Here is a 20849-nt window from a genome sequence, read left to right on the forward strand (position 1 = left end):
CGGTCAATACGCATAGACGAAACCAAAGTTTCGTTGCGCAGCAGGGGTCCCTCTATTGTTTCGCGCGATCACTTGCCCGGCGGGTTGCGCCATCCGATGATGACTTCGTCGCCCGGCTTGAGATCGTTGGCGAAGACTTCGGTGCGCTTGCCATCGCCGGCGCCCGTGGAAACATAGACCCGGCGCGGTTCTCCGTCCGGGGAAACGAGATAGATGCGCGCCCTGCTGCGATCGGCCGAGTTCTCCGGTTCGAACGTCAGGGCGGCATCGGGCACCAGCATCACGCCCTTGCGCGCCGGCAAGGCGATCTCCACCGTGGCGGCCATGCCGGGGCGCACCGTTTCGGCGGGCTTTTCCAGCGTGAAGGCCGCGCGGCGCGATCCCGGGGCATCGGCGCGGTCCACCAGCACGCGGGCGAGCGTGGCCTGCTGCACTGCGTCCGGCATCGCATCCAGCCGCACGCGGGCGAGCGTGCCGGTGCCGATCTCGGCATTGCCGGCCTTGGCGAGGGGCACCTCGATCTCCAGCGTCTCGTCGCTGGCGGCCAGCGTGAACAGGCGCATGCCGCTGCGCACGCGCTGGCCGGTGCTGATATTGCGATCGACCACGAAGCCCGAGAACGGTGCGCGCACCACGGCGGCGGCCAATGTCTCGCTATGGGCCTTGAGGCTGCTCCTGGCCGCGGAAAGTCGCGATTCCGCTGCGGAAACCTCACGCGTCGCGCGGTCGACGGCAGCGCGGGCGGTCTCCAGTTCATTGATGGCGGGAACGCGGTGGCCGGAGCGGCGCCATACGTCCTCGAAGCGGCCCAGCCGCCCCGCCGCGTCTTCCCGCGCGGCGCGTGCGGCGGCAAGGTCGGATTCGGCGGCCGAGACCAGCGAGCGATCCGCCGCCATCGTGCTGCGCAGCGGTTCGGCGTCGATCGTGGCAAGGACCTGCCCCTCCTCGACCCGCCCACCGGCCGGCACGCCCTCGGCCGAGACCGTGCCATCGAGCGCAGCGGCCAGGACCACTTCCCCGCTGCCATGGATGGTGCCGCGTTCGGACACGAGCGGAACCACGTCGCCCTGTTCGACCATGGCGGTGTAATAAGGAGAATCCGTGCCGCTCAGAAACCGCACGAGCAGCAGGATCGCGGCAATCGCCGCCACCGTGAGCAGCGCAAGGCTGAGCATATGCCCCCGGCCCCGCCGGGCGCCGGCTCCCAGGAAAGTATCGAGCGCACCCGCTTCGGCGTCAGTCACAGGCCGCAGTCCCCATCGGCGGATCGAGATCGGCGGCCGACCAGCCCCCGCCTTCCAGCTTGTGCAGGCGGATGATCGCCGCGGCCCGGTCTGCCTTCAGGCCGACGCGCGCCTCGTCGGCGGCCAGGGCGGCTGCTTCGGCCACATAGAGTGTCGCGAAATCGCCGAAACCGGCCTTGTAGGCGGCGCGGGCATCGGTGACGGCGCGTTTGGCCTGCGCCGCGGTATCGTCCAGCCCGGACTGGCGGGCGTCGAACGCCGCCATCGCCTGACGGTGCGACGCGATCTCGGCGCGGGCGCCCTGCTCGGCCTTGTCCAGCTTCTGCAGGGCCTCTCGCAAGGCCGGCGCGGTCTCCGCGTCTTCCGGCGCGGCGCGCGCGGCGTCGAGCTGGGCCTGAGTGATGGAATCGCGCGCCAGGCTGGCTTCGAGGCGGCTCTGCAAGGCCAGTAGGTCGGCGCGGTGAAGCGGTGCGTCTGCGGGCAGCGCGGCGCCGGGCGCCAGCGCCGGTACCGGCGCGCTTTCGCCCAGCGCGGTCAGCAATTCGGTATCGGTCATCCCCGTCAGCCCGGCGAGATTGGCCCGCGCGGCATCGAAACGCGCGCGGGTGGCGGCAACGTCGGCATCGACCACGCCGGCCATGCTGTTGCCCAGCCCGCCGTCGATGGCCGTCACCAGACCGGCCTGGCGGCGGAATTCGGCGATCACGGCATTGTCGCGGAACTGGTCGAGCCGCTCGGTGCGCAGGACGAGGATCTGCTGCAGGCGGCGCACCTGCACATAGGCGAGCGCCACTTCGGTCGCGCGGTCGGCGCGGGCCTGCGCATAAGCATAGGCCCAGGCCATGCGCGCCGCGTCACGCTCGGACGACTGGTCCTTGCCGACCAGCGCGCGCACTTTGCCCGCCAGCCGCCGGGAAGCGGCCGCGTCGGTCTCCTCCTGGGTGTGGAGACGGGCGGCGCGGCAGGCCAGATCGGTATCGGCGGCAATGCCGCGCTCGATGAGGTTGATGAGCAGCGGATCGCCGCCGTTCTTCCACCAGTCGCCGTCGGCAGGCGCCTCGACCGCGGGCGCGATCGTCAGGTTGGTGTGGGTTTCCGGCACGGCAGACGTGGCGCACCCGGCCAGCGCACAGGCCAGGACCAGTACGAGGGGGCCGCCGCCGCGGCGCAAGACAGTGTGGTTTCGCACATGGGCTGCGATAGCAGCAATGTCCGCAGAGGCAATCGTGCTGCGCATGCGAAGCCACCAACTTCTTGTGCCAAGGGGCAAAAACGCATCAATCCGGCCGCTGTGGACGACCTCCCGGCCTCCAGCCGCTTTCCGAACCATTTCCCGTTGTCCCCTCAATGCATTTCGGTCGAACGCTGCCGAAACGCATGGAAGTGCTTTGGGTTGTCGAAGGTTGCGAAAAGAAGAAATTGCAGGAGATCGGTAACCCCCTGCATCCGCGATACCATAGGTGCCGTCTGGAAAGACAAAATGTGGGCAGCGGCAGGCCGCGCCCTGCCAATAACCACGCGCCGGGTCTGTTCGGAAAGGCCCGGGGCGCGCCCCGGGCCTTCCTCGCGCCTGTTGTCAGACCGGCAAGCCGACGTAGTTCTCGGCAATCACCCTCCGCGCGTGTTCGCTCGACGCGATGTAATCGAGTTCAGCCAGTTGCATGCGGCGTTCGAACGGACCGTCTTCGGGGAAGCGGTGCATCAGCTTGGTCAGCGACCAGCTGAACCGTTCCGAAGCCCAGACCCGGCGCAGCGCCTTGGCCGAATAGCCCGCGACGGCATCGTTGTCGCCCGATTGGAAGAAGCCGGTCAGGGCCTCGCAGGCGTAATAGACGTCGCTGGCGGCAAGGTTCAGGCCCTTGGCGCCGGTCGGCGGCACGATATGCGCGGAATCGCCGCAAAGCAGCAGGCTGCCGTGGCGCATCGGCTCGAAAACGAACGAGCGCAGCGGCGCGATGGACTTTTCGATCGAGGGACCGCGGGTGATATGCGCGGCAGCGTCCGGGCCGAGACGGATCGCCAGTTCATCCCAGATGCGGTCGTCGCTCCAGTCCTCCAGCTTCTCGGTCAGCGGCACGTCGATGTAGTAGCGGCTACGCGTGTGGCTGCGCTGCGAGGCGAGCGCGAAGCCGCGTTCGTGGTGCGCGTAAATCAGCTCATGATTGCAGGGCGGCACGTCGGCCAGGATACCGAGCCAGCCGAAGGGATAGACGCGCTCGAAAGTCTGGCCGACACTGGCGGGGATCGCTGCGCGCGAAGGGCCGTGGAAGCCGTCGCAGCCGACGATGAAGCGCGCGTCGATGCGGTGCTTGGCGCCGTCTCCGGAACCCCCTGCCTTGTAGGTGAGGTAAGGTGCGTCGCTCTCGATGTCGTGCAGCGCGACATCGGCGGCCTGGTAGATCACCTCAAGCCCGCGCTCTTCGCTCGCTTCCATCAGGTCGCGGGTCAGTTCGGTCTGGCCATAGACCATGACCTGCTTGCCCGTGAGCGCCTTGATGTCGATGCGGATCAGACGCTCGCCATCGGCGAGGTTGAAGCCGTCGTGCGGCAGGCCTTCCACCTTCATGCGCGCGTCGAGGCCGAGGCGCTCCATCAGCGCGACCGTGCCTTGTTCGAGCACGCCGGCGCGAATGCGCGAAAGCACGTACTCACCGGTCTGGCGCTCTACCACGACGCAGTCGATGCCTTCGGCCCGCAGCAGATGCCCGAGCAGGAGTCCGGCCGGTCCGGCGCCGACGATGGCTACTTGAGTGCGCATGATCGCTATCTCCCAATCCATGCCTTGCGGGCTCTCTCGCCGAAACTTCGGGGAGCACCGCTTCGCCATCCGGATTGACAGGACGCGCGGGTTGGCGGAATGCACCGGACGGCCTTTCTTACGGTACTTTCGAGACACGCCATGACAACAGCCCGGCCCGTTCCCTCTTACGTCCTTTACGGGGAGGACATCCCCGATAGCTCACCGGAATTCGGGCATATCGAGACGATCGCTGCGCGAAGTTCCCTGCATGACTGGGAAATCGCCCCGCATCGCCATGTCCGCGGAGTACAGGTCATGCTGGTATCGAAGGGACAGGTCACGCTCACCATAGACGACACGACCGAGACGCTGGAGGCCCCCTGCCACATCGTGATTCCCGCCGGCAGCATCCATGGCTTTCGCTTCCGGCCCGAGACGATCGGCTATGTGCTGATGCTCAGCAGTGGTTTCGCGGAGCGGCGAAGCAGTTCCGGCGACCCCTTGCTCCACGCCGCAACCCATGGCCGCTTCGCGCCGACGCCGGTGGAAATAGTGAAGCGGGTGGAATTCCTCTGCGCCGAGATGCTGGCGATCCCACAGGACTGGCGGCGGCCGAACGCGCTGTTCCTGTCTATGGCCGAAGCGGTGCTGCGTTCGCTGCTGCCGGAAGATGAAGCGGCGGACGAGGGCAGCGGCGACCAGCGCATTTCGCACTTGCGCCACCTCGTCGAACTGCACTTTCGGGACCAGTTGCCGCTGGGCTGGTACGCCGAGCGGCTGGGCATGACCACGCGCACCCTCACCCGCCTGTGTCGCGCCAAGCTGGGCTGCTCACCGCAGGAACTGCTCCACGCCCGGCTCGCCCTGGAGGCGCAGCGGCTGCTCTGCTTCGCCAATGCCAGCGTCGTGCAGGTCTCCAACGAACTCGGCTTTTCCGATCCTTCGTACTTCTCGCGGTTCTACCTGCGGATGACGGGGCATCGGCCGCGCCTGGACAAGTCCACGCATGCGCATGGGAGTGAAGACTAGAGGAAAAGCAGGGGAGCATAGGCCCCCTGCAACGCGCAAGTTCGACATTCCCAAGTCCTGGAGGATGATCCCCCAGGACTTCCTCTTCCTCACTTGCCCAGAGTAACCGGCCCGATCAGCCCCGAAGGCCGAAGCGGCGCATCGGCGCGATACGTCGGCATCGCCGTCCAGGTGATCGCCTTGGCGCCCGGTTGAGCGTCACCGACCAGCCGGTTGACCCAGAGATTGGCCACTTTCACCTCGATGGTGTTGCTGCCGCTCTTCACCGCCTTGCCCACGTCGATCCGGTAAGGCGCATGCCAGACCGCGCCGACCGGCTTGCCGTTCACCGTGACTTCCGCCAGATCGCCCACCTGCCCGAGATCGAGCCAGAGCGGTTGCCCGGCCTTGGCACCCCTGGGCAGCGTGAAGCTGCGCGAATACGTCGCTTCTCCGGAGAAGTACTTCACGCCCGCTTCCGCGTTCCGTTCGAGCGGAGCCAGCTTCGCCATCTCGATCGAGGCCGGCGCGCCGCGGTCTGCCTGGAAACGCACGGTCCAGCCGTCATCGAGCGAGGCCAGGGTCTGCGCCGGCCGGGCGGGGAGCGTCAGGCTCTGCTTCGCGGCGGCCTTGCGGAACACCACGAAGAGGGCATCGCCTTCGACCAGCGAGAGCGGCACGATGGTTTCGCCGTTCTCGATCCGGTAGCCGACCGGCTCGCTCGTCCCGGTCTCGGGATGCCAGAGTTCCGGTGCCTTGCCGGTGACGCGGAAGTGCGCCTCGATGGACTGGGCGCCCTGGGGGTTGGAGAGGTAATAGATTTCGCCTTGCGCGTCGCGGCGGTGGACGAAGGGGATCTTCGCACCCGCCTGCGTACTGGTGAACCGAAAGTCCGGGGCCACGCCCAGCGTCTTCAGGGCACCTTCCACATCCTTGCCGGCCATTACGCGGCCCTTGCCCACCGCGGCATCGCCGCTTCCGGGCCAGAGTTTCGCCACCAGTGCCGACCACTCGCCGTCCCTGACGCTCGCCGCGCCGCCCATCATACTGGGCGTTGCGGTCGGCGCGTCGCCGATCACCGTGGCCCCGCCTTCGACGAGCGCGGCCAGCTTCTTCAGTGCCCCCAGCGTCATGCGCTGCGAGGAACCGCCGAGGTAGATCGCCCGGTACCGCGCCCCGCTGGGCGCGACGACTTCGCTGCCGTCGTTGGAAAGCAGCCCGGTCAACGCGTCGAAGCTCAGGAAATCGTAGGCATGCGAAACCGGGGCATCGGCCACCGGCTTGTCGCCATAAAGCCCGGTCAGCGGCGCTTCTTCGCCGTAGAAATAGGCGACGTCCGCCACGTTGCGCCCCGCCTGAAGCAGCAGCGAGGAACGCGAGATGTAGTCCACCCAGGGTTTCGCCATCTCGCCCCAGCTTTCCATCCGGTTGAAATACTGGCCGAAGATGAAGAGCGAGAGGCCGGGCTTCTTGTCGTCGACCGGAACGTGCACCGAGGTATGGACAACCGGGCGGTTGACCCCGTTCACGAACTCCATGTCGATGAAGCGCTTGAGGTCCTTGGGCGCGAAAGCCCAGGGCGACATCGAGGCGGTCATCGATTCCGCCGCGACGAGGTTCTGCCCATAGAGATGCGCGACCGAGGCGGCACCCTTCATGTCGGCGATCAGGGTCTGGCGCGGGCCTTCATCGCGGAAGGTCCACATCGCGGCCATCGGGATATCCGTGTGGCTGCGCATGGTCATGTCGTCGCCCAGCATCGGGCGCTTGTCCTCCAGCGCCTCGCCATAGACCTTCAGGCCGTTTTCATGCGCTACCTTGGCGACTGTGCCATAGTGCTCGCTGGCCAGCAGGTCGGCCAATGTGCGGCGATAATCGTAGAGGAACTTGTCCGCCTGCGCCCGCGAGCCGACCAGCACGCCGGTCAGGGTGGGCAGCCAGGGCCGGGCGTCATAGCCGCGCAGGCGCTGGAATTGCTCCAGCATTTTCGGCGTCCAATTCGCCTCGCCCACTTCGATCGAGTCCGTCAGCAGCGCGCGCACCCCGCGCTGGCCGATCATGTCCGGCCCGGCGGCTTCCTTGTACAGGCCAAGGTAGTGATCGAGATAGCGGCGCACGGCGTCACCGTCGAACTTGTCGACCTCCAGCCCGGTCGCCTCGGGCGGTGCTGGGTGGTTGGTGGTGCCGAGCAGCGAATAGCCCATGCGCAGCACCCGCCAGCGTTGACCCTTGGGGAGCGCCGGGGCCTGCCAGTCGAGCGTACCATCGGCCTTGAGCTTGCCCGTCAGGTCCAACACGCTGTCAGGCGTAACGCCGGTGGCGCCGTCCTTCGGCTCTTCCAGGGCGTAATAGTCGCGGCTCATCACGAAGCCGGCCTTGGTCTCGAAACGGTCGACCTTCGCCCCTGCGGTAAGCGCGAAAGTGCCCACGATCAGCGGCTTTTTCGCCAGCATCGCGCCGACGCCGTCGAACAGCCCGCCCATGGCAATGCCCGGCGCCGGCGAGCCGAGCCCGCCGTCAGGCTTGCGGGGATTAAGCACCAGCCGGAAATGCGCGGCAGTGACGGTGGGGAAGCTGACGGTCGTCGGCACCGCGCCAAGCGTGAGCGTGGTGATCGGCGTCCATGCCTTGCCGTCGGCGCTCGATTCCAGCGTGCCGGTGAAAGCGGCTCCGGCGAACGGCACCGTCACCTCTGGCACGAAGATGGTCGCGGAACCGATGCTTGCGGGCCTGGCATAGTCCAGCCGCAGGCTCGGCGCCTCGCCTTCCTTGCGGGCGAGCGTCACGCCCTTGCCGATGTCGCTGTCCGAAAGCGCGACGGCGGAAAGCGCATTGCCCAGGCCATCGGCTGCCCGCGGCAGCGCCAGAGCGGGCTCGGCGGCCTCCGGGAAAGCGAAGACGCCCACCTCGCCGTAGTAGGACGGACCCGGCGGGGCGGGATGGCCGGAGATCATTTCCTCGATCGAAAGCGCGGCGCCAAGCGCCTGGTACGGGCCTGTGGCCGAAGGCGGCGCGGCCAGCTTGCCGGAGAAACGCTGCCCGGCCGACACGGAGGTCTCCGACCAGACCAGCTTCTTCAGGCCGTCCTGCGGCTGCACCCAAGGGCCGCCGGTCTCCGACCAGCCGGGCGAAGCGGCGATGGCGAGTTCGAGGCCCTGGCGGTCCGCCTCATGCGCGGCAAAGCGGAAGGCGTCCTTCCACTCGGGCGTCATGTAGACGAGGCGATGGTCGACCACTTGCGGGGTCTGGAGATTGGCGTCGAAGTTCTGGAGGCCGCCGATGCCGACCCGCTTCATCCAGGCCATGTCCTTGGCGATACCGTCCTTGGAGATATTGCCGTTCATCCAGTGCCACCACACGCGCGGGCGGGCGGAACCCGGCGGATCGCGGAACTGGTCCTCCAACGGGGCGGCGGACGGTTCGGCAGATGTTGCAGCGGGGGCAGGCCCCTGTTCCTGCGCAAGGGCCGGCACGGCGACAAGCGTCGCGGCCAGTGCAGTTGCGGAGCACAGCACGGTACGAAGTGAATGGATCGGCATAGTCCCTCCCGGATCCAGATGGTTGTCGGATTTATCGTTGTGATTGTTTTAGTTTTGTTTTTGCCCTCGCCGCCGGGACGTGATGTCCCGGCGAGGAGAGGTTTCCGGGGAGGCTTGCTGCCCCTGTCCCGGCGGTATTTTCAGGTAGTGTGAAGTCTCAGACGATCCCGGCGCCCAGGCCCACGGCCTTGCGTTCCTGCGCCTTGCGGTCGCGCCAGCGGCTTTCGCGGTAGGCGCCCAGCACATCCGCCGCACCGCCCGCCTCCACGCGCGCCTTGGCCAGGATCGGGCTGACATCGACATTGTAGGCCCGACGCAGCGCCTGGAAGGCCATCATCGTGTCGTTGGCTTCCTGCGAGAGATGCAGCGCCTCGCGGTCCACGAGCAGAGCCTTGGCGTAGCACGAACCGATGGCTTCGGCGGAGGACAGCATGGATTCGATCGGGTCGGTCACGTTGTGCGACTGGTCGATCATGTAGCTGGGCTTGAAACCGTCACGCGGGGCCAGTTCGGCCTCGACCAGTTCGTTGAACACCAGGAACAGCTGGTGCGGGTTGATCGAGCCGGAATCGAGGTCGTCGTCGCCGTACTTGCTGTCGTTGAAGTGGAAGCCGCCCAGCTTGCCGAAGCGGTGGAGGCGGGCCACGATCTGCTCGATGTTCACGTTGGGCGCGTGATGGCCCAGGTCGACGAGGCACTTGGCCTTGGGGCCCAGTTCCTGCGCGGCGAGGATCGACGAACCCCAGTCGCTGATGACGGTGGAGTAGAACGCCGGTTCGAACATCTTGTGCTCGAGCAGCATGCGCCAGTCGTCCGGCAGCGCGGCATAGACCTCAGCGGCGGCGTCCAGATAGCGGTCGAGGCTGCGGCCAAGGTCCTGCTGGCCGGGGAAGTTGGTGCCGTCACCCACCCACACGGTCAGGTCAGTGGAGCCGAGCTGACGGCCGATCTCGATGCATTCGATATTGTGCTCGACGGCCTGCTGGCGGGTCGCCTCGATCGTCGAGGAGAGCGATCCGGTGGCGTAAGAGTGGGCCTGGTCTTTCTGGTCCTGGAAGGTGTTGGAGTTTACCGCGTCGAAGCCGAGGCCAAGGCTGGCCGCTTCTTCGCGCAGCGCCTTGTAATCGCTCACCTTGTCCCAGGGGAAGTGCGGCGAGACGCGCGGGGTGAGGCGCGAAAGCTGGTTGATGACGGCGCAGTCTTCCAGCTTCTCATGGATATTGGTCGGTTCGCCCGCGATGGGGAACTTGGCGAAGCGAGTACCGCCCCGGCCCGCGCCCCACGAGGGGACCGCGACCGAGAAGGCGGCGACCTTGTCCTTGATCGCGTCGATGGCGATGCCCGAACGCTCCAGCTTGCGGCCGAGCGAGGCATATTCGTCCTCCAGCGCGTCCGCCGCGCGGGCATTGGCTTCGGCGATCAGTTCATCCGAAATCGGCAGTCTGCTCATTCTTCTATCCTCTAGCCCGTGCGGGGGAACGCGCCGGTTCGCGCCTTCCCCCGATACATATCTCTTAGCGCGTGAACGCCTGCGCGTTACCCGCATCGACATTGATCATGTTGCCGGTCGATTTCGCCGACTGGTCGCCCGCGAGGAAATAGACGGCCTCGGCAATGTCCGAAGGCAGCACGTCGCGCTTCAGCATCGAGCGGTTGCGGTAGTGCTCTTCCAGCTCCTTGCCGGTGTCGATGCCGTGAGCGCCCGCGCGTTCCTTGCGCCAGTCGCCGTCCCAGATCTTGCTGCCCTTGATGACGGCATCGGGGTTGACGACGTTGACGCGGATGCCATGCGGCGCGCCTTCCAGCGCCAGGCAGCGCGCAAGGTGGTTCGCCGCCGCCTTGGCCGAGGCATAGGCCGAGGCATTGGTGGCTGCCGCCACGCCGTTCTTCGATCCGATGAAGACGACCGAGGTACCGCCCTGCTCCTTCATGCCCTTCAGCAGCGGCCAGGCGGCGCGGCTGGTGAGGAAGTAGCCCTGCGCCAGCACGTCATAGTTGCGGTTCCACAATTCGATCGTGGTTTCCTCGATCGGGGCCGAGGAAGCGATGCCGGCATTGGCGACGAGGATGTCGAGCCCGCCGAATTCGCGCGCGGCGACGGCAAAGGCGTCGGAGACTTGCGCTTCGTCGGTCACGTCACAGACGGCGGCGCGGACCACGTCCTTGCCGAACTGCTTCGCGAAACCGGCGCGTACTTCCTCGACGGCATCGGCGTCACGGTCGGCCAGCAGCACGCAGGCGCCGTCCGCCATCAGGCGCGCCGCCGTAGCGGCACCGATGCCGCCCGCACCGCCGGTGACGAGCGCCACGCGGCCGACCAGCGGCTTCGGCGCGGGCATGCGCTGCAGCTTGGCTTCCTCAAGCAGCCAGTATTCGATGTCGAACGCTTCCTGCTCGTCCAGCGCGATATAATCGCCGATGGCTTCGGCGCCGCGCATCACGTTGATGGCGTTGCCGTAGAATTCCCCGGCGAGGCGGGCGGTGGTCTTGTCCGTGGCGAAAGTCATGCGGCCCACGCCCGGCACCAGCACGACCACCGGGTTGGCATCGCGCATCGCAGGCGAGTTCCCACGCTTGCAGCGCTCGTAATAAGCCGCATACATGTCGCGATAATCGGCAATCTTCTGAGCCAGATAGTCCTGGTCCTGAAGACGCGAAGGGTCGAGCGTCAGGGGAGCGATCTTGGTGCGCAGGAAGTGATCGGGGCACGAAGTACCCAGCCCGGCGAGACGTTCGAACTCCACCGAGTTCACGAATTCCAGCGCCTCGGCATCATCCGAGAAATGGCCGACCTTGCGGCGTGCGCCGGTCATCAATCCGCGCAGGCGCGGCATGAGATCGGCGGCAATGGCGGCGCGGTCTTCGGAAGTGCCGTAGGCGCCGCCGCCGAAGGCCGGCTTTTCGCCGAGCTTGGCATTGAGGTACTTCGCGGCATCGGCGATCAGTTCGACGGTGTGCTCGTAACAGGACTTGGCGCTGTCGGCCCAGCAGATGATGCCGTGGCCCGCGAGCATGACACCCTCCACGCCCGGATTGGCGGCCACGTAGTCACGAAGCTGCACGCCCAGCGTGTAGCCCGGACGCTTCCAGCCGAGCCAGCCGATCTTGCCGCCCCAGATCGCCTGAGTCGCCGCTTCGCCGCCCGAGCTGGCGGCCAGCGCGATGATCGCATCCGGGTGGACGTGATCGACATGCGCGAAAGGCAGAAGCGAGTGCAGCGGCGTGTCGATCGAGGCGGCGCGGCCGTTGAGGTTGAACGTGCAGTGCGGCAGGTAGCCGACCATCTTGTCGTCGTCTTCAGGCCCGGCGTAATGCGCTTCGAGGCCGAGCAGCTTTTCCTGGTAGAGCGTGGCGAAACCATCGAGCTTCATCGAACCGATGTCGCCGCCCGAACCCTTGACCCACAGCACTTCCACCTCGCCGCCGGTCAGCGGGTCGATTTCGGTCAGCTTGGCCGAAGTATTGCCGCCGCCGAAGTTGGTGACGGTAAGGTCGGAACCGAGCAGGTTGGAGCGGTAGAGCAGCAATTGCTCGGGCGAAAGCGTCGCCGCCACCGAGTCGTCCCAGCGGCTGGTCGGAACGGCAAAAGGTATCGCGGGCGGCATCGCAGCCGGGCGGGAAGCGGTCATGGTATCCATAGTCATCCTCTACCAATTCGTGCTTGCATGAGCAATCTGTTTCGCTACAAAACGATCACGTTCGATCACCAAAGTCAATCATAATTGGTCAGAACGCATTCGGGATTGAGGATGGTTGGAGAGCCATGACGGGTACGGGTACATTCATCGTCGTCGATATCGGCAAGACCCTCAGCAAGCTGACGCTGTGGACACGGGGCGGCCGCATGCTCGACCGTCAGGTGCGCCCCAACGCCGCCTGCGAGCAGGACGGTCTGCGCGTTCTCGATGTCGAGGGTATCGGCCAATGGCTGCGCGCCACGCTCCGCGGCTGGTCGGGCCATCCGGTGGAAGCGATCATTCCCGTGGCGCACGGCGCAGGCTTCGCGGCGCTGGACGGCGCCGATGGTAATGGGGGCCTGCTGTTCCCCCCGCTCGACTACGAACAGGCCATTCCCGAAGACGTGATGGCGGACTACCGCCGCGAGCGTGACGCGTTCACTCTCACCGGCTCGCCCGCCCTGCCGGACGGCCTCAATCTGGGCACACAGGTCTACTGGATGTCGCGCCGGTTCCCCGAGGAAATGGCCCGCGCCACGCTGGTGCCCTGGGCGCAGTACTGGGCCTGGTTCCTCACCGGCCGCACCGCCAGCGAAGTGACCAGCCTGGGCTGCCACACCGACCTCTGGTGCCCCGCCGATGCCCGGTTCTCGCCCATGTCCGAACGGTTCGGCTGGGCCGAGCGCTTCGCGCCGGTCGTCAAGGCGAGCGACGTAGTGGGCACTCTCCGCGCGGATATCGCCGCCGAAACCGGCCTGCCCGCCACGGCGCAAGTGCTCGCGGGCCTCCACGATTCGAACGCCGCCCTGCTCGCCGCCCGCGGTTTCGCCGAGATTGCACGGCAGGAAGCGACGATCCTCTCCACCGGCACCTGGTTCATCGCCATGCGCCTCGCTGCCGAGACGTTCTCGATCGCCGCGCTGCCCGAGGCGCGCGACACCCTGGTCAATGTCGATGCCTATGGCTGGCCGGTACCTTCCGCGCGCTTCATGGGCGGGCGCGAGATCGAATCGATCATCCAGATCGACACCCGCCGCGTCGACATCCGCCCCGACCAGCCCCGGCTCATGGAAGCCGTGCCCGGCCTGCTCGCGCGCGGCACGATGATGATGCCCACTCTGGCGCCGGGCTTCGGCCCCTTCCCTCACGGCGCCGCCGAATGGGTCGACAAGCCCGAGGAATGGGCGGGAACCTGGTACGCCCGCCGCGCCGCGATCTGCCTCTATGCCGCGATGGTGGCGGATACTTCACTCGACCTGATCGGCTCGAAGGAGCGGCTGCTGATCGAGGGCCGCTTCGCCGATGCCGAAGTCTTCGTGCGCGCGCTGGCGGCACTGCGCCCCGACACCGAAGTCTATGTGGCCAACGCTCATAACGACGTGTCGTTCGGCGCGCTGCGGCTCATCAATCCGCTGCTGCAGGCGCAAGGCGGCCTGCGCCGGGTCGCACCGCTCGAAGGCGATCTTGCCGCCTACCGCGCGAAATGGCGCGCGCATATGCGAGAGCTTGCCTGATGATCACCGCCTCGATCCCCGATTTCCGCGAGGCCGCCCGCCGCCGCCTGCCGCGCTTCCTGTTCGAATATATCGACGGCGGCTCCTATGCCGAAGCCACCTTGCGGCGGAACGTCTCCGACCTCGCCGACCTCGCCCTGCGCCAGCGGGTGCTGCGCGACGTGTCGCAGCTCGACCTCTCGACCGAGCTGTTCGGCCAGAAGCTGGCCCTGCCGGTCGCGCTCGCGCCGATCGGCCTTGCCGGCCTCAACGCCCGGCGCGGCGAGTGCCAGGCGGTGTGCGCGGCGGATAAGGCGGGCATTCCCTTCACGCTTTCCACCGTGGGCGCCTGCACCATCGGCGAAGTGGCATCGGCGGCGGCCAAGCCCTTCTGGTTCCAGCTCTACATGATCCGCGACCGCGCCTTCATGAAGGACCTGCTGGCGAAAGCAGTTGAGGCGGGCTGTTCCACCCTGGTCTTCACCGTCGACATGCCGGTGCCGGGCAGCCGCTACCGCGACTATCACACCGGCCTTGCCGGAACCGGCGGCCTGAAAGGCGCGGCCTGGCGCTTCGCGCAGGCGGCCGCGCGGCCCGCATGGGCCTGGGACGTCGGCATCCACGGCCGCCCGCACACGCTCGGCAATGTCGCCCCGGTGCTTCAGGGACGGACCGGCATCGAGGACTTCTTCGCCTGGATGCGGAACAACTTCGACCCCTCGATCAACTGGCGCGATCTCGATTTCATCCGCTCGGAATGGAAGGGGCCGCTGGTCATCAAGGGCATTCTCGACCCTGAGGACGCGAAGGAAACCGCCGCGCTCGGCGCGGACGGCCTGGTCGTGTCCAACCACGGCGGCCGCCAGCTCGACGGCGTGCTGTCCAGCGCCCGCGCCCTGCCGCCCATCGCCGACGCCGTGGGAGACCGCATGACCGTGCTGGCCGACGGCGGCATCCGCTCCGGCCTCGACGTGGTGCGCATGCTCGCGCTCGGCGCCAAGGGCGTGCTGCTCGGCCGGGCCTGGGCCTGGGCGCTCGCCGCGGGGGGCGAAGCCGGCGTCACCAAGATGCTCAAATTGATCGAAGCCGAGATGCGCGTCGCCATGGCGCTCACCGGCACGACGAAAATCGCAGAGATCGACAGAACGATCCTGACGGGAGGGACCTGACAATGACGGAAACCGCAGAGCAAGAGGACAACTGGCGCAACACCATACTCGCCGGCCTTGCCAACTATATCGACGCCGGCTCGATCGTCGCCGGCTCCGCCGCGCTCGCGCTGTGGCAGGAGAGCTATCACCTCTCCAACGACTTCGTCGGCCTGATCGCCGCCTTCGGCCCCAACGCCATCGGCGCGGGCGTGGGCGCGCTGATCGGGGGCTGGCTCTGCGACAAGCTGGGCCGCAAGAAGATCTACCAGTGGGACATGCTGATCTACGCGCTCGGCATGTCGATGCTGGTCTTCGCGGTGGCGCCGTGGATGATCGTCGTCGGCTTCCTGATCGTCGGCCTGGCCGTGGGCGCGGACATTCCCGCCAGCTGGTCGCTGATCGCGGAGCAGGCGCCGGACAACAAGCGCGGCAAGCATTCCGGCGTGGCGCAGGCGCTGTGGTATCTCGGCCCGGTCGTGGTCCTGCTGATGAGCCTGGCGCTCACCTCGCTCGGCGTGCTGGGCGCGCGGATCGTCTTCGCCCATCTCGTGGTGATCGCGCTGGGCCTCACCCTGCTGCGCTCGAAGATGAAGGAATCGGAGCGCTGGGTGGAGGCGCAGAAATCGGACGTGAAGCGCCCGCCCTTCTCCTCGCTGTTCAAGGGCAAGTATCTCACCTCGATCCTCGGCCTCGTGGGCATGTACGGGTTCTGGAACCTCTGGGCCGGCACCAACGGCTTCTTCTTCCCCTACATCCTGCGCACCATGGGCGCGGCCACCCAGGCGCAGAGCGTCGCCATCCAGGCGGTCTCGTTCTTCGTCGCCATGATCTCGGTCACGTTCGTGTTCATGCGCCTGTCGGACAAGGTGAACCAGCGCACGCTGTTCATCATCTCGGCCGTGATCCAGATCGCGGGCATGATGCTCCTGGCCATCCTGCCGCTGACGATCCCGGTCGCCCTGCTCTATGTGTTCCTGCTCCAGTTCGGCGGCGGTTTCGGCGCGCAGAGCTTCTTCCAGCTCTGGAGCTCGGAGATGTTCCCGACGATGCTGCGCTCCACCGCGCAGGGCGTCTGCTTCGCCATCGTGCGTATCTCGCTGGGCGTGTTCAGCTTCTTCGTGCCCATGCTCAATGCCACGGGCTTTACGAACCTGGCCTGGATTCTTACCGGCTTCCTTGTCATCAGCGGGATCATCGGCGCACTCTGGGCGCCCCGCAACGAAGGCAAGTCGCTGGAACAGCTCGAAGCGGAACAGGCCAATCCCGGCCTGGCTCCCCAGAAGGAAGCACAAGTCGCATGCACGCCGAGGAACGCGAACGCCTGATACTGGAGGCCGTCGCCGACACGGGCTTCGTGAGCTATCGCGCTCTCGAAGCCCAGCTCGACGCCTCGCCCGCAACGATCCGGCGCGACCTGACGCGGCTGGAGGAATCCGGCCGCATCCAGCGCGTCCATGGCGGCGCCAAGCTGCCGGAAGACGACAAGCCGGAAAACCCCCTGGGTCTGGCGGGCACGCCTTTCGAGCAGTCCATCACCCAGCACCTGCCCGCCAAGCAGGCCATCGGTCGCGCCGCGGCCAGGCTCTGCCGGCCGAGCGAAGGGATCATGATCGACGGGGGCACCACCACGCTCCAGATGTGCCCCTATCTCGACGGGCTGGACATGCAGGTGCTCACCAACTCTCTGCACATCGTCCACGCCCTGCTTCCCCAGACGGGAACGCGCGTGCTGCTGCCCTCGGGCACGGTGTTTCGCGAGCAGAACATCGTCCTGGCCCCGGCGGGCGAAGACTCGATGCCGCGCTTCCACGCGCCCAAACTGTTCATGGGCGCGGCAGCGGTAGGCCCGCAGGGGGTGATGCAGCAGGACGTGATCCTGGTCGCCGCCGAGCGCCGGTTCATGGACCGTGCGGAGGAAGTCGTGCTCCTCGTCGACAGCTCGAAGTTCCGCTCCTCGTCGGGCGCGATCGTCTGCGGGTTGGACGAAGTGGATACCATCGTCACCGATGAAGGTATTCCGCAGGACATGGCGGATCGGCTGCGGGAACTCGGGGTGAAGTTGATTATAGCCTGAGGGCAGGAAGACCTGGGGGATGATCCCCCAGGACCTCAGAATTTGGCGGGCTTGGTGTGCGCGGCTTACCGTTGCGGGCGGCGCCGCGTTCGATGGTCTCCTGACGGAAATGGCACGCCAGCCCGATGAGGCAGCATGCCATGTTCCTCGTCATTGCGAGGAGGCGAAGCCGACGCGGCAATCCAGAGCCGCGCCGAGCCGCCCTGGATTGCTTCGCTGCGCTCCCAATTACGAAGTGCAGGCGTTCAAAGTGAATTCCGCTTCGCAATCCCGCCCAGCACCGCAGCGCTCGGCTTGGGCGTGCGGGCGAACGTGGTGCGATCCACGCTGCACAGGCCGAAGCGCGGCTTGTAGCCGAAGATCCACTCGTAATTGTCCAGCAGCGACCAGTGCATGTAGCCAAGCACCGGCACGCCGTCGTCCATCGCCTGCTTCAGCCCCTCGAGCGCCGCCGGAATGAAGCGCGCGCGCAGCGTATCGTCCTCGGTGCCGACGCCGTGTTCGGAGACCAGCACCGGGACCTTGGTCGCGGCGTGGACATAGCGCACCGCGCCCGCCAGCGAAGGCGCCCAGACTTCGGTGCCGGACCAGTTGCGGTCGGCGCTATCCGGCGCGGGCAGGCGGCCCTTGTCGTTCCAGACCGCGCGTTCGTAGTTCTGCACGCCGATGAAGTCGTCGCCCTTGGCGATCTCCAGCCAGTCGCCGTAAAGCTCGGCGCGGACCTTGTCGCGCATCGAGTTCTTGCCGGAAGCCTGGTCGTCCAGCACCGAGAGCGTGAAGCCCACCGGCAGATCGCCCCGCACGGCCTTGATCGCGGCGCGGGCGGCCTTGTGCCCGGCCATCTGGCCCCGGACGATGACATCCACGTCCTCGCGCCCGGCGACATTGGCGCAGAGGAAACGCTCGACGCCGAGCCGCTTGGTGGCGGCCTCCAGAGTCTGGCGCTGCATGTCCCATACGGGCGGGGGCAGGATGTTCTTGAGGATGAGCAGGATGTTCGGCTCGTTCAGCGTCATGGCCATGGCGATGTCGGCACCGATCGCGCGAGCCACCTTGTCGCAGTAGCGGCCGAAGAGCTGGGCGGATTCCGGATTGCTCCAGCCGCCCTGCGCGCTGAACCAGCGCGGCGCGGTGAAGTGGTTGAAAGTCACCAGCGGGGCCAGGCCGCGGGCGTGGCAGCCTTCGACGATCCGCTTGTAGTGATCGAGCATGGCCTGCGAGAACAGGCCCTTCTCCGGTTCGATTCGCGCCCATTCCACGCCGAAGCGGTAGGAGGTGAGGCCCAGCGACTTCACGATATCCAGATCGGTCGCCCAAAGTTCCAGGCTGTTCACGGCGTCGCCCGAAGGCTCCGCGAAGATGGTCGGCTTCTGGTTTTCGACGAACCAGAGGTCGGACGCCAAATTGTTGCCTTCGATCTGGTGCGGCGCGGTGGCCGCGCCCCAGAGGAAGCCCTTGGGGAAGGCCGGGTCTGGACGCTTCGTGGCGGCGCGTGCCATGACCGGCGCGGCGGCGGCAAGTGCTCCAGCGGCGAGCAGGCTTCGGCGGTCGAGATTCGCAATCTTGGTCATCGGATGCCCCTCAGGAATGGTCGGCGAAGAAGGAAAGCAGTTCGTCGGACAGCCGGCGGTCGGACGTGCCGAGATGCATGGCCATCGAATAGTGGTTGTGCCCGGAGGCGTAGTGCGCGCGCGGCAGATGGCCGTGGCGGCCGAGGCGGGCTTGCAGGAGGCTGGCCCATTCGGCCTGGAAGCGCGGCGGGTCGAACTCGGCGCAGGCGACCATGAGCGGCAGGCTGGTCGCCATCACCGCGCCCATCGGCATGCGCAAGTCGTAGCAATCCTGCGGGCCGTAATAGAGCATGTCGCGCTCATCCAGCGGTGTGAACCCATAAAGCCCCGAAAGCAGCGCGGCCCCGCGCACCAGCTTGCCGTGATCCTCGCTCGCTTTCAGAAAGGCCGAGACATGGACCGCGCCCGCCGACGTGCCAAGCAGGAAGATCCGGTCCGGATCGCCGCCATGCCCGGCCACGTTCGCGCGCAGCCACTCGACCGCGAGGCTCACGTCCTCCGCGCCCGAAGGCCACATGTGCGCAGGCGCGAGGCGGTAGTTCATCACCGCGCCGATCAGCCCGTTCGCGGCCGCCCAGCGCCCGACATGGGCATTGGTCCAACCGCTTTCGCCGCCGCCCGCTTGTCCACCTTTGTCGCCAACGAGGAAGCCCCCGCCATGAACGAACAGCACCACCGGACGAGGATCGCCTCCCTGGCCATAGAGGTCGAGGCGGTTGCGGGGATCGGGACCATAGGCGCAGTCGAGCGCGACCGGCGCGATCTCGGCGGCGAGCACCTGCTGCTCGGCCTGGAACAGACCCCGGCACGCCGCGACGACATCGGGACCGAGCTTCGTACCCATCGCAGCGATGGCGCGTCCCGTTTCACGAGCGGTCATGCCACTTCACTCCCTCGATGCGCGAACAGGCGGGTCAGCGCGTAAGTCGTTCCGGCCACGCCCAGCCCGGTTCCATAGACCAGCTTGAGCACGAGCGCGACTGACCAGCCGATCTCGCGCCATGGCCCGAAAAGACCGATCGCGGCGAGAACCGCAGCGCTCGCCAGGCCCGCCAGCACGACGGTGAGAACGGTCCGCGCGATGAAGCCGCGGCTACCTGTGCGCACTCCGGTCTTGCGAAGACTGGCCGAAACCACCAGCAGCGGCACCAACGAGGACATCAGGGCGATGGCCGCGGCCTGCGGCAGGAAATCCAGCGCGAAACTGTTGGGCGCAGCGAAATGCAGCGGGCGGTTCGCAAAGCCGAAAACGCCGAAGAAGAACGCCGCGCTCAGCACCAGATTGATCGCGCCGCTGGTCACCTGCTCACGCCGCAGCCGGGCGGCGATGTTCATGGCCGGCATCCGAGATCGAAGCTCTGGAGATCGCGCGCGAGATCGACCGGCCCGGCATAGCGCGCGGCGATTCCGGAGCGGATGGCGGGTTCGAACTGCGGCAATGGCCCCGGCGGGACCGCGAAGTGAGTCAGCACCACCCTGCCCACCCTTGCGTCGGCGGCGATCTCGCCGATGGCTTCAGGCTTGAGGTGATGGGTGGAAAGGTGGCGCTCCATGCCGGCCAGCATCTCGCGCGAGGCGTCCTTGCGGCGCTGGCGGATTTCACCAAGCAGAGCGTCGAGGGCGATGATCTCGGTCACGAACATGTCGCTGCCCTTGGCCAGCGCAGTAACGGCAGCGCTTGGGCCGGTGTCGCCGGTGTAGGTAATGCTGCGGGTGCCCAGCGCGAAACGGTAGCTGAGCGAGACGTTGGCCGCATCCGGCTTGCCGTCATGGTCGAAGTGACTGTTGGCGGCGGTCTTCACGCTCACGCCCTGCCCGAGGTCGAGTGCCTGACCACCCGCCAGTTCGATCACGCGTACCGAGTCCGCCGGGCGCGGCGGCGGCGTGCCGAGACCGAAGCCGATGCTGCCCGGTGTCGCCAGGGAGGCGACGATGCCTTCCACCACGGCCCGCGTACCCACCGGGCCGTAGACGGTCAGGACGCCGGGAAACTGGTTCATCCAGCGCAGGCCGATCACGGCGGCGAGGCCGCCGGTATGGTCGAGATGATTGTGGCTGATGAATACCGTGTCGATGGCGCCAAGGTCGAGCCCGATCCGGGCGAGCTGGTCCACCGTGCCGTCGCCCGTGTCGACGAGCATCCGGTGTTCACCGATGGTTAGGAGATTGGCCGGCTCCGAGCGCTCGGCCGTAGGCACCGGGCCGCCGGCCGTTCCCAGCGTCGTCCAGCGCAGCGCCGGGCAGGTCGTGGCCGCCAGCGCGGGAACGGCGGACATCGCCGCTACCGTAAGCGCCAGCGACGTCATTGCACGTTGAACCTGCATCATCACCCCTCTGTTGGCCGCCTCTTGA

General features: G+C 67.0%; 15 protein-coding genes. 5 read left to right on the plus strand and 10 right to left on the minus strand.

Features of this window, described 5'->3' with window-relative positions; translation table 11 throughout:
- Positions 1-68: 68 nt before the first annotated feature.
- The 3 genes from EDF57_RS17175 to pobA all read right to left on the minus strand — a co-directional run bounded on the left by EDF57_RS17175 (position 69) and on the right by pobA (position 4002).
- A complete protein-coding gene (locus EDF57_RS17175) occupies positions 69-1244 on the minus strand; it encodes an efflux RND transporter periplasmic adaptor subunit (RefSeq protein WP_243654002.1) in 1176 nt (391 codons plus the stop codon).
- Positions 1237-2433 (minus strand): TolC family protein, encoded by a 1197-nt coding sequence (locus EDF57_RS17180; protein WP_134095141.1) that lies wholly within the window; start codon positions 2431-2433, stop codon positions 1237-1239. Before EDF57_RS17180 ends, EDF57_RS17175 begins: the two co-directional genes overlap by 8 nt.
- Before the next feature lie 387 nt (positions 2434-2820).
- Positions 2821-4002, minus strand: coding sequence for a 4-hydroxybenzoate 3-monooxygenase (gene pobA / locus EDF57_RS17185; protein ID WP_134095142.1), 1182 nt, complete (start codon positions 4000-4002; stop codon positions 2821-2823).
- A gap of 141 nt (positions 4003-4143) precedes the next feature.
- On the opposite strand from pobA, the gene EDF57_RS17190 reads away from it, so the two are divergent.
- Positions 4144-5013, plus strand: a complete 870-nt coding sequence (locus tag EDF57_RS17190; RefSeq protein WP_134095143.1) for a helix-turn-helix domain-containing protein — start codon at positions 4144-4146, stop codon at positions 5011-5013.
- An 89-nt stretch (positions 5014-5102) separates the two neighbouring features.
- Here EDF57_RS17190 and EDF57_RS17195 read toward each other — a convergent pair whose 3' ends face one another.
- The 3 genes from EDF57_RS17195 to EDF57_RS17205 all read right to left on the minus strand — a co-directional run bounded on the left by EDF57_RS17195 (position 5103) and on the right by EDF57_RS17205 (position 12169).
- Positions 5103-8531, minus strand: coding sequence for a glycosyl hydrolase (locus EDF57_RS17195; RefSeq protein ID WP_134095144.1), 3429 nt, complete (start codon positions 8529-8531; stop codon positions 5103-5105).
- 157 nt (positions 8532-8688) lie between these two features.
- A complete protein-coding gene (gene rhaI / locus EDF57_RS17200) occupies positions 8689-9981 on the minus strand; it encodes an L-rhamnose catabolism isomerase (protein WP_132261687.1) in 1293 nt (430 codons plus the stop codon).
- 64 nt (positions 9982-10045) lie between these two features.
- Positions 10046-12169: a bifunctional rhamnulose-1-phosphate aldolase/short-chain dehydrogenase gene (locus EDF57_RS17205; RefSeq protein WP_134095145.1), complete on the minus strand. Its 2124-nt coding sequence runs from the start codon at positions 12167-12169 to the stop codon at positions 10046-10048.
- A 125-nt stretch (positions 12170-12294) separates the two neighbouring features.
- Between EDF57_RS17205 and EDF57_RS17210 the strand changes: the two genes are divergently transcribed.
- The 4 genes from EDF57_RS17210 to EDF57_RS17225 are packed head-to-tail and all read left to right on the plus strand — an operon-like array spanning position 12295 to position 16926.
- The gene (locus tag EDF57_RS17210; protein ID WP_134095146.1) at positions 12295-13722 is read left to right on the plus strand and encodes a carbohydrate kinase; all 1428 of its coding nucleotides are present in this window, start codon (positions 12295-12297) and stop codon (positions 13720-13722) included.
- Positions 13722-14870 (plus strand): FMN-dependent L-lactate dehydrogenase LldD, encoded by a 1149-nt coding sequence (lldD, locus tag EDF57_RS17215; protein ID WP_134095147.1) that lies wholly within the window; start codon positions 13722-13724, stop codon positions 14868-14870. Before EDF57_RS17210 ends, lldD begins: the two co-directional genes overlap by 1 nt.
- A gap of 2 nt (positions 14871-14872) precedes the next feature.
- On the plus strand, positions 14873-16177 hold the full coding sequence (locus EDF57_RS17220; RefSeq protein ID WP_132261680.1) for an MFS transporter: 1305 nt from the start codon (positions 14873-14875) through the stop codon (positions 16175-16177).
- Positions 16150-16926 (plus strand): DeoR/GlpR family DNA-binding transcription regulator, encoded by a 777-nt coding sequence (locus tag EDF57_RS17225; RefSeq protein WP_134095148.1) that lies wholly within the window; start codon positions 16150-16152, stop codon positions 16924-16926. Before EDF57_RS17220 ends, EDF57_RS17225 begins: the two co-directional genes overlap by 28 nt.
- A 245-nt stretch (positions 16927-17171) precedes the next feature.
- On the opposite strand, the gene EDF57_RS17230 is transcribed toward EDF57_RS17225, so the two are convergent.
- Genes EDF57_RS17230 through EDF57_RS17245 form a run of 4 tightly spaced genes read right to left on the minus strand, consistent with a single transcriptional unit; the run spans position 17172 to position 20821 of the window.
- Entirely contained in the window at positions 17172-18497 is a 1326-nt protein-coding gene (locus EDF57_RS17230) for a family 1 glycosylhydrolase (RefSeq protein ID WP_134095149.1), read from the minus strand.
- A 10-nt stretch (positions 18498-18507) separates the two neighbouring features.
- Positions 18508-19377, minus strand: coding sequence for an alpha/beta hydrolase (locus tag EDF57_RS17235; protein ID WP_134095150.1), 870 nt, complete (start codon positions 19375-19377; stop codon positions 18508-18510).
- Entirely contained in the window at positions 19374-19832 is a 459-nt protein-coding gene (locus EDF57_RS17240; RefSeq protein ID WP_134095151.1) for a hypothetical protein, read from the minus strand. Before EDF57_RS17240 ends, EDF57_RS17235 begins: the two co-directional genes overlap by 4 nt.
- The gene (locus tag EDF57_RS17245) at positions 19829-20821 is read right to left on the minus strand and encodes an MBL fold metallo-hydrolase (RefSeq protein ID WP_134095152.1); all 993 of its coding nucleotides are present in this window, start codon (positions 20819-20821) and stop codon (positions 19829-19831) included. Before EDF57_RS17245 ends, EDF57_RS17240 begins: the two co-directional genes overlap by 4 nt.
- Positions 20822-20849: the final 28 nt, after the last annotated feature.

Origin of the sequence: Novosphingobium sp. PhB55 (assembly GCF_004368805.1) — a bacterium.
Classification (GTDB): domain Bacteria; phylum Pseudomonadota; class Alphaproteobacteria; order Sphingomonadales; family Sphingomonadaceae; genus Novosphingobium.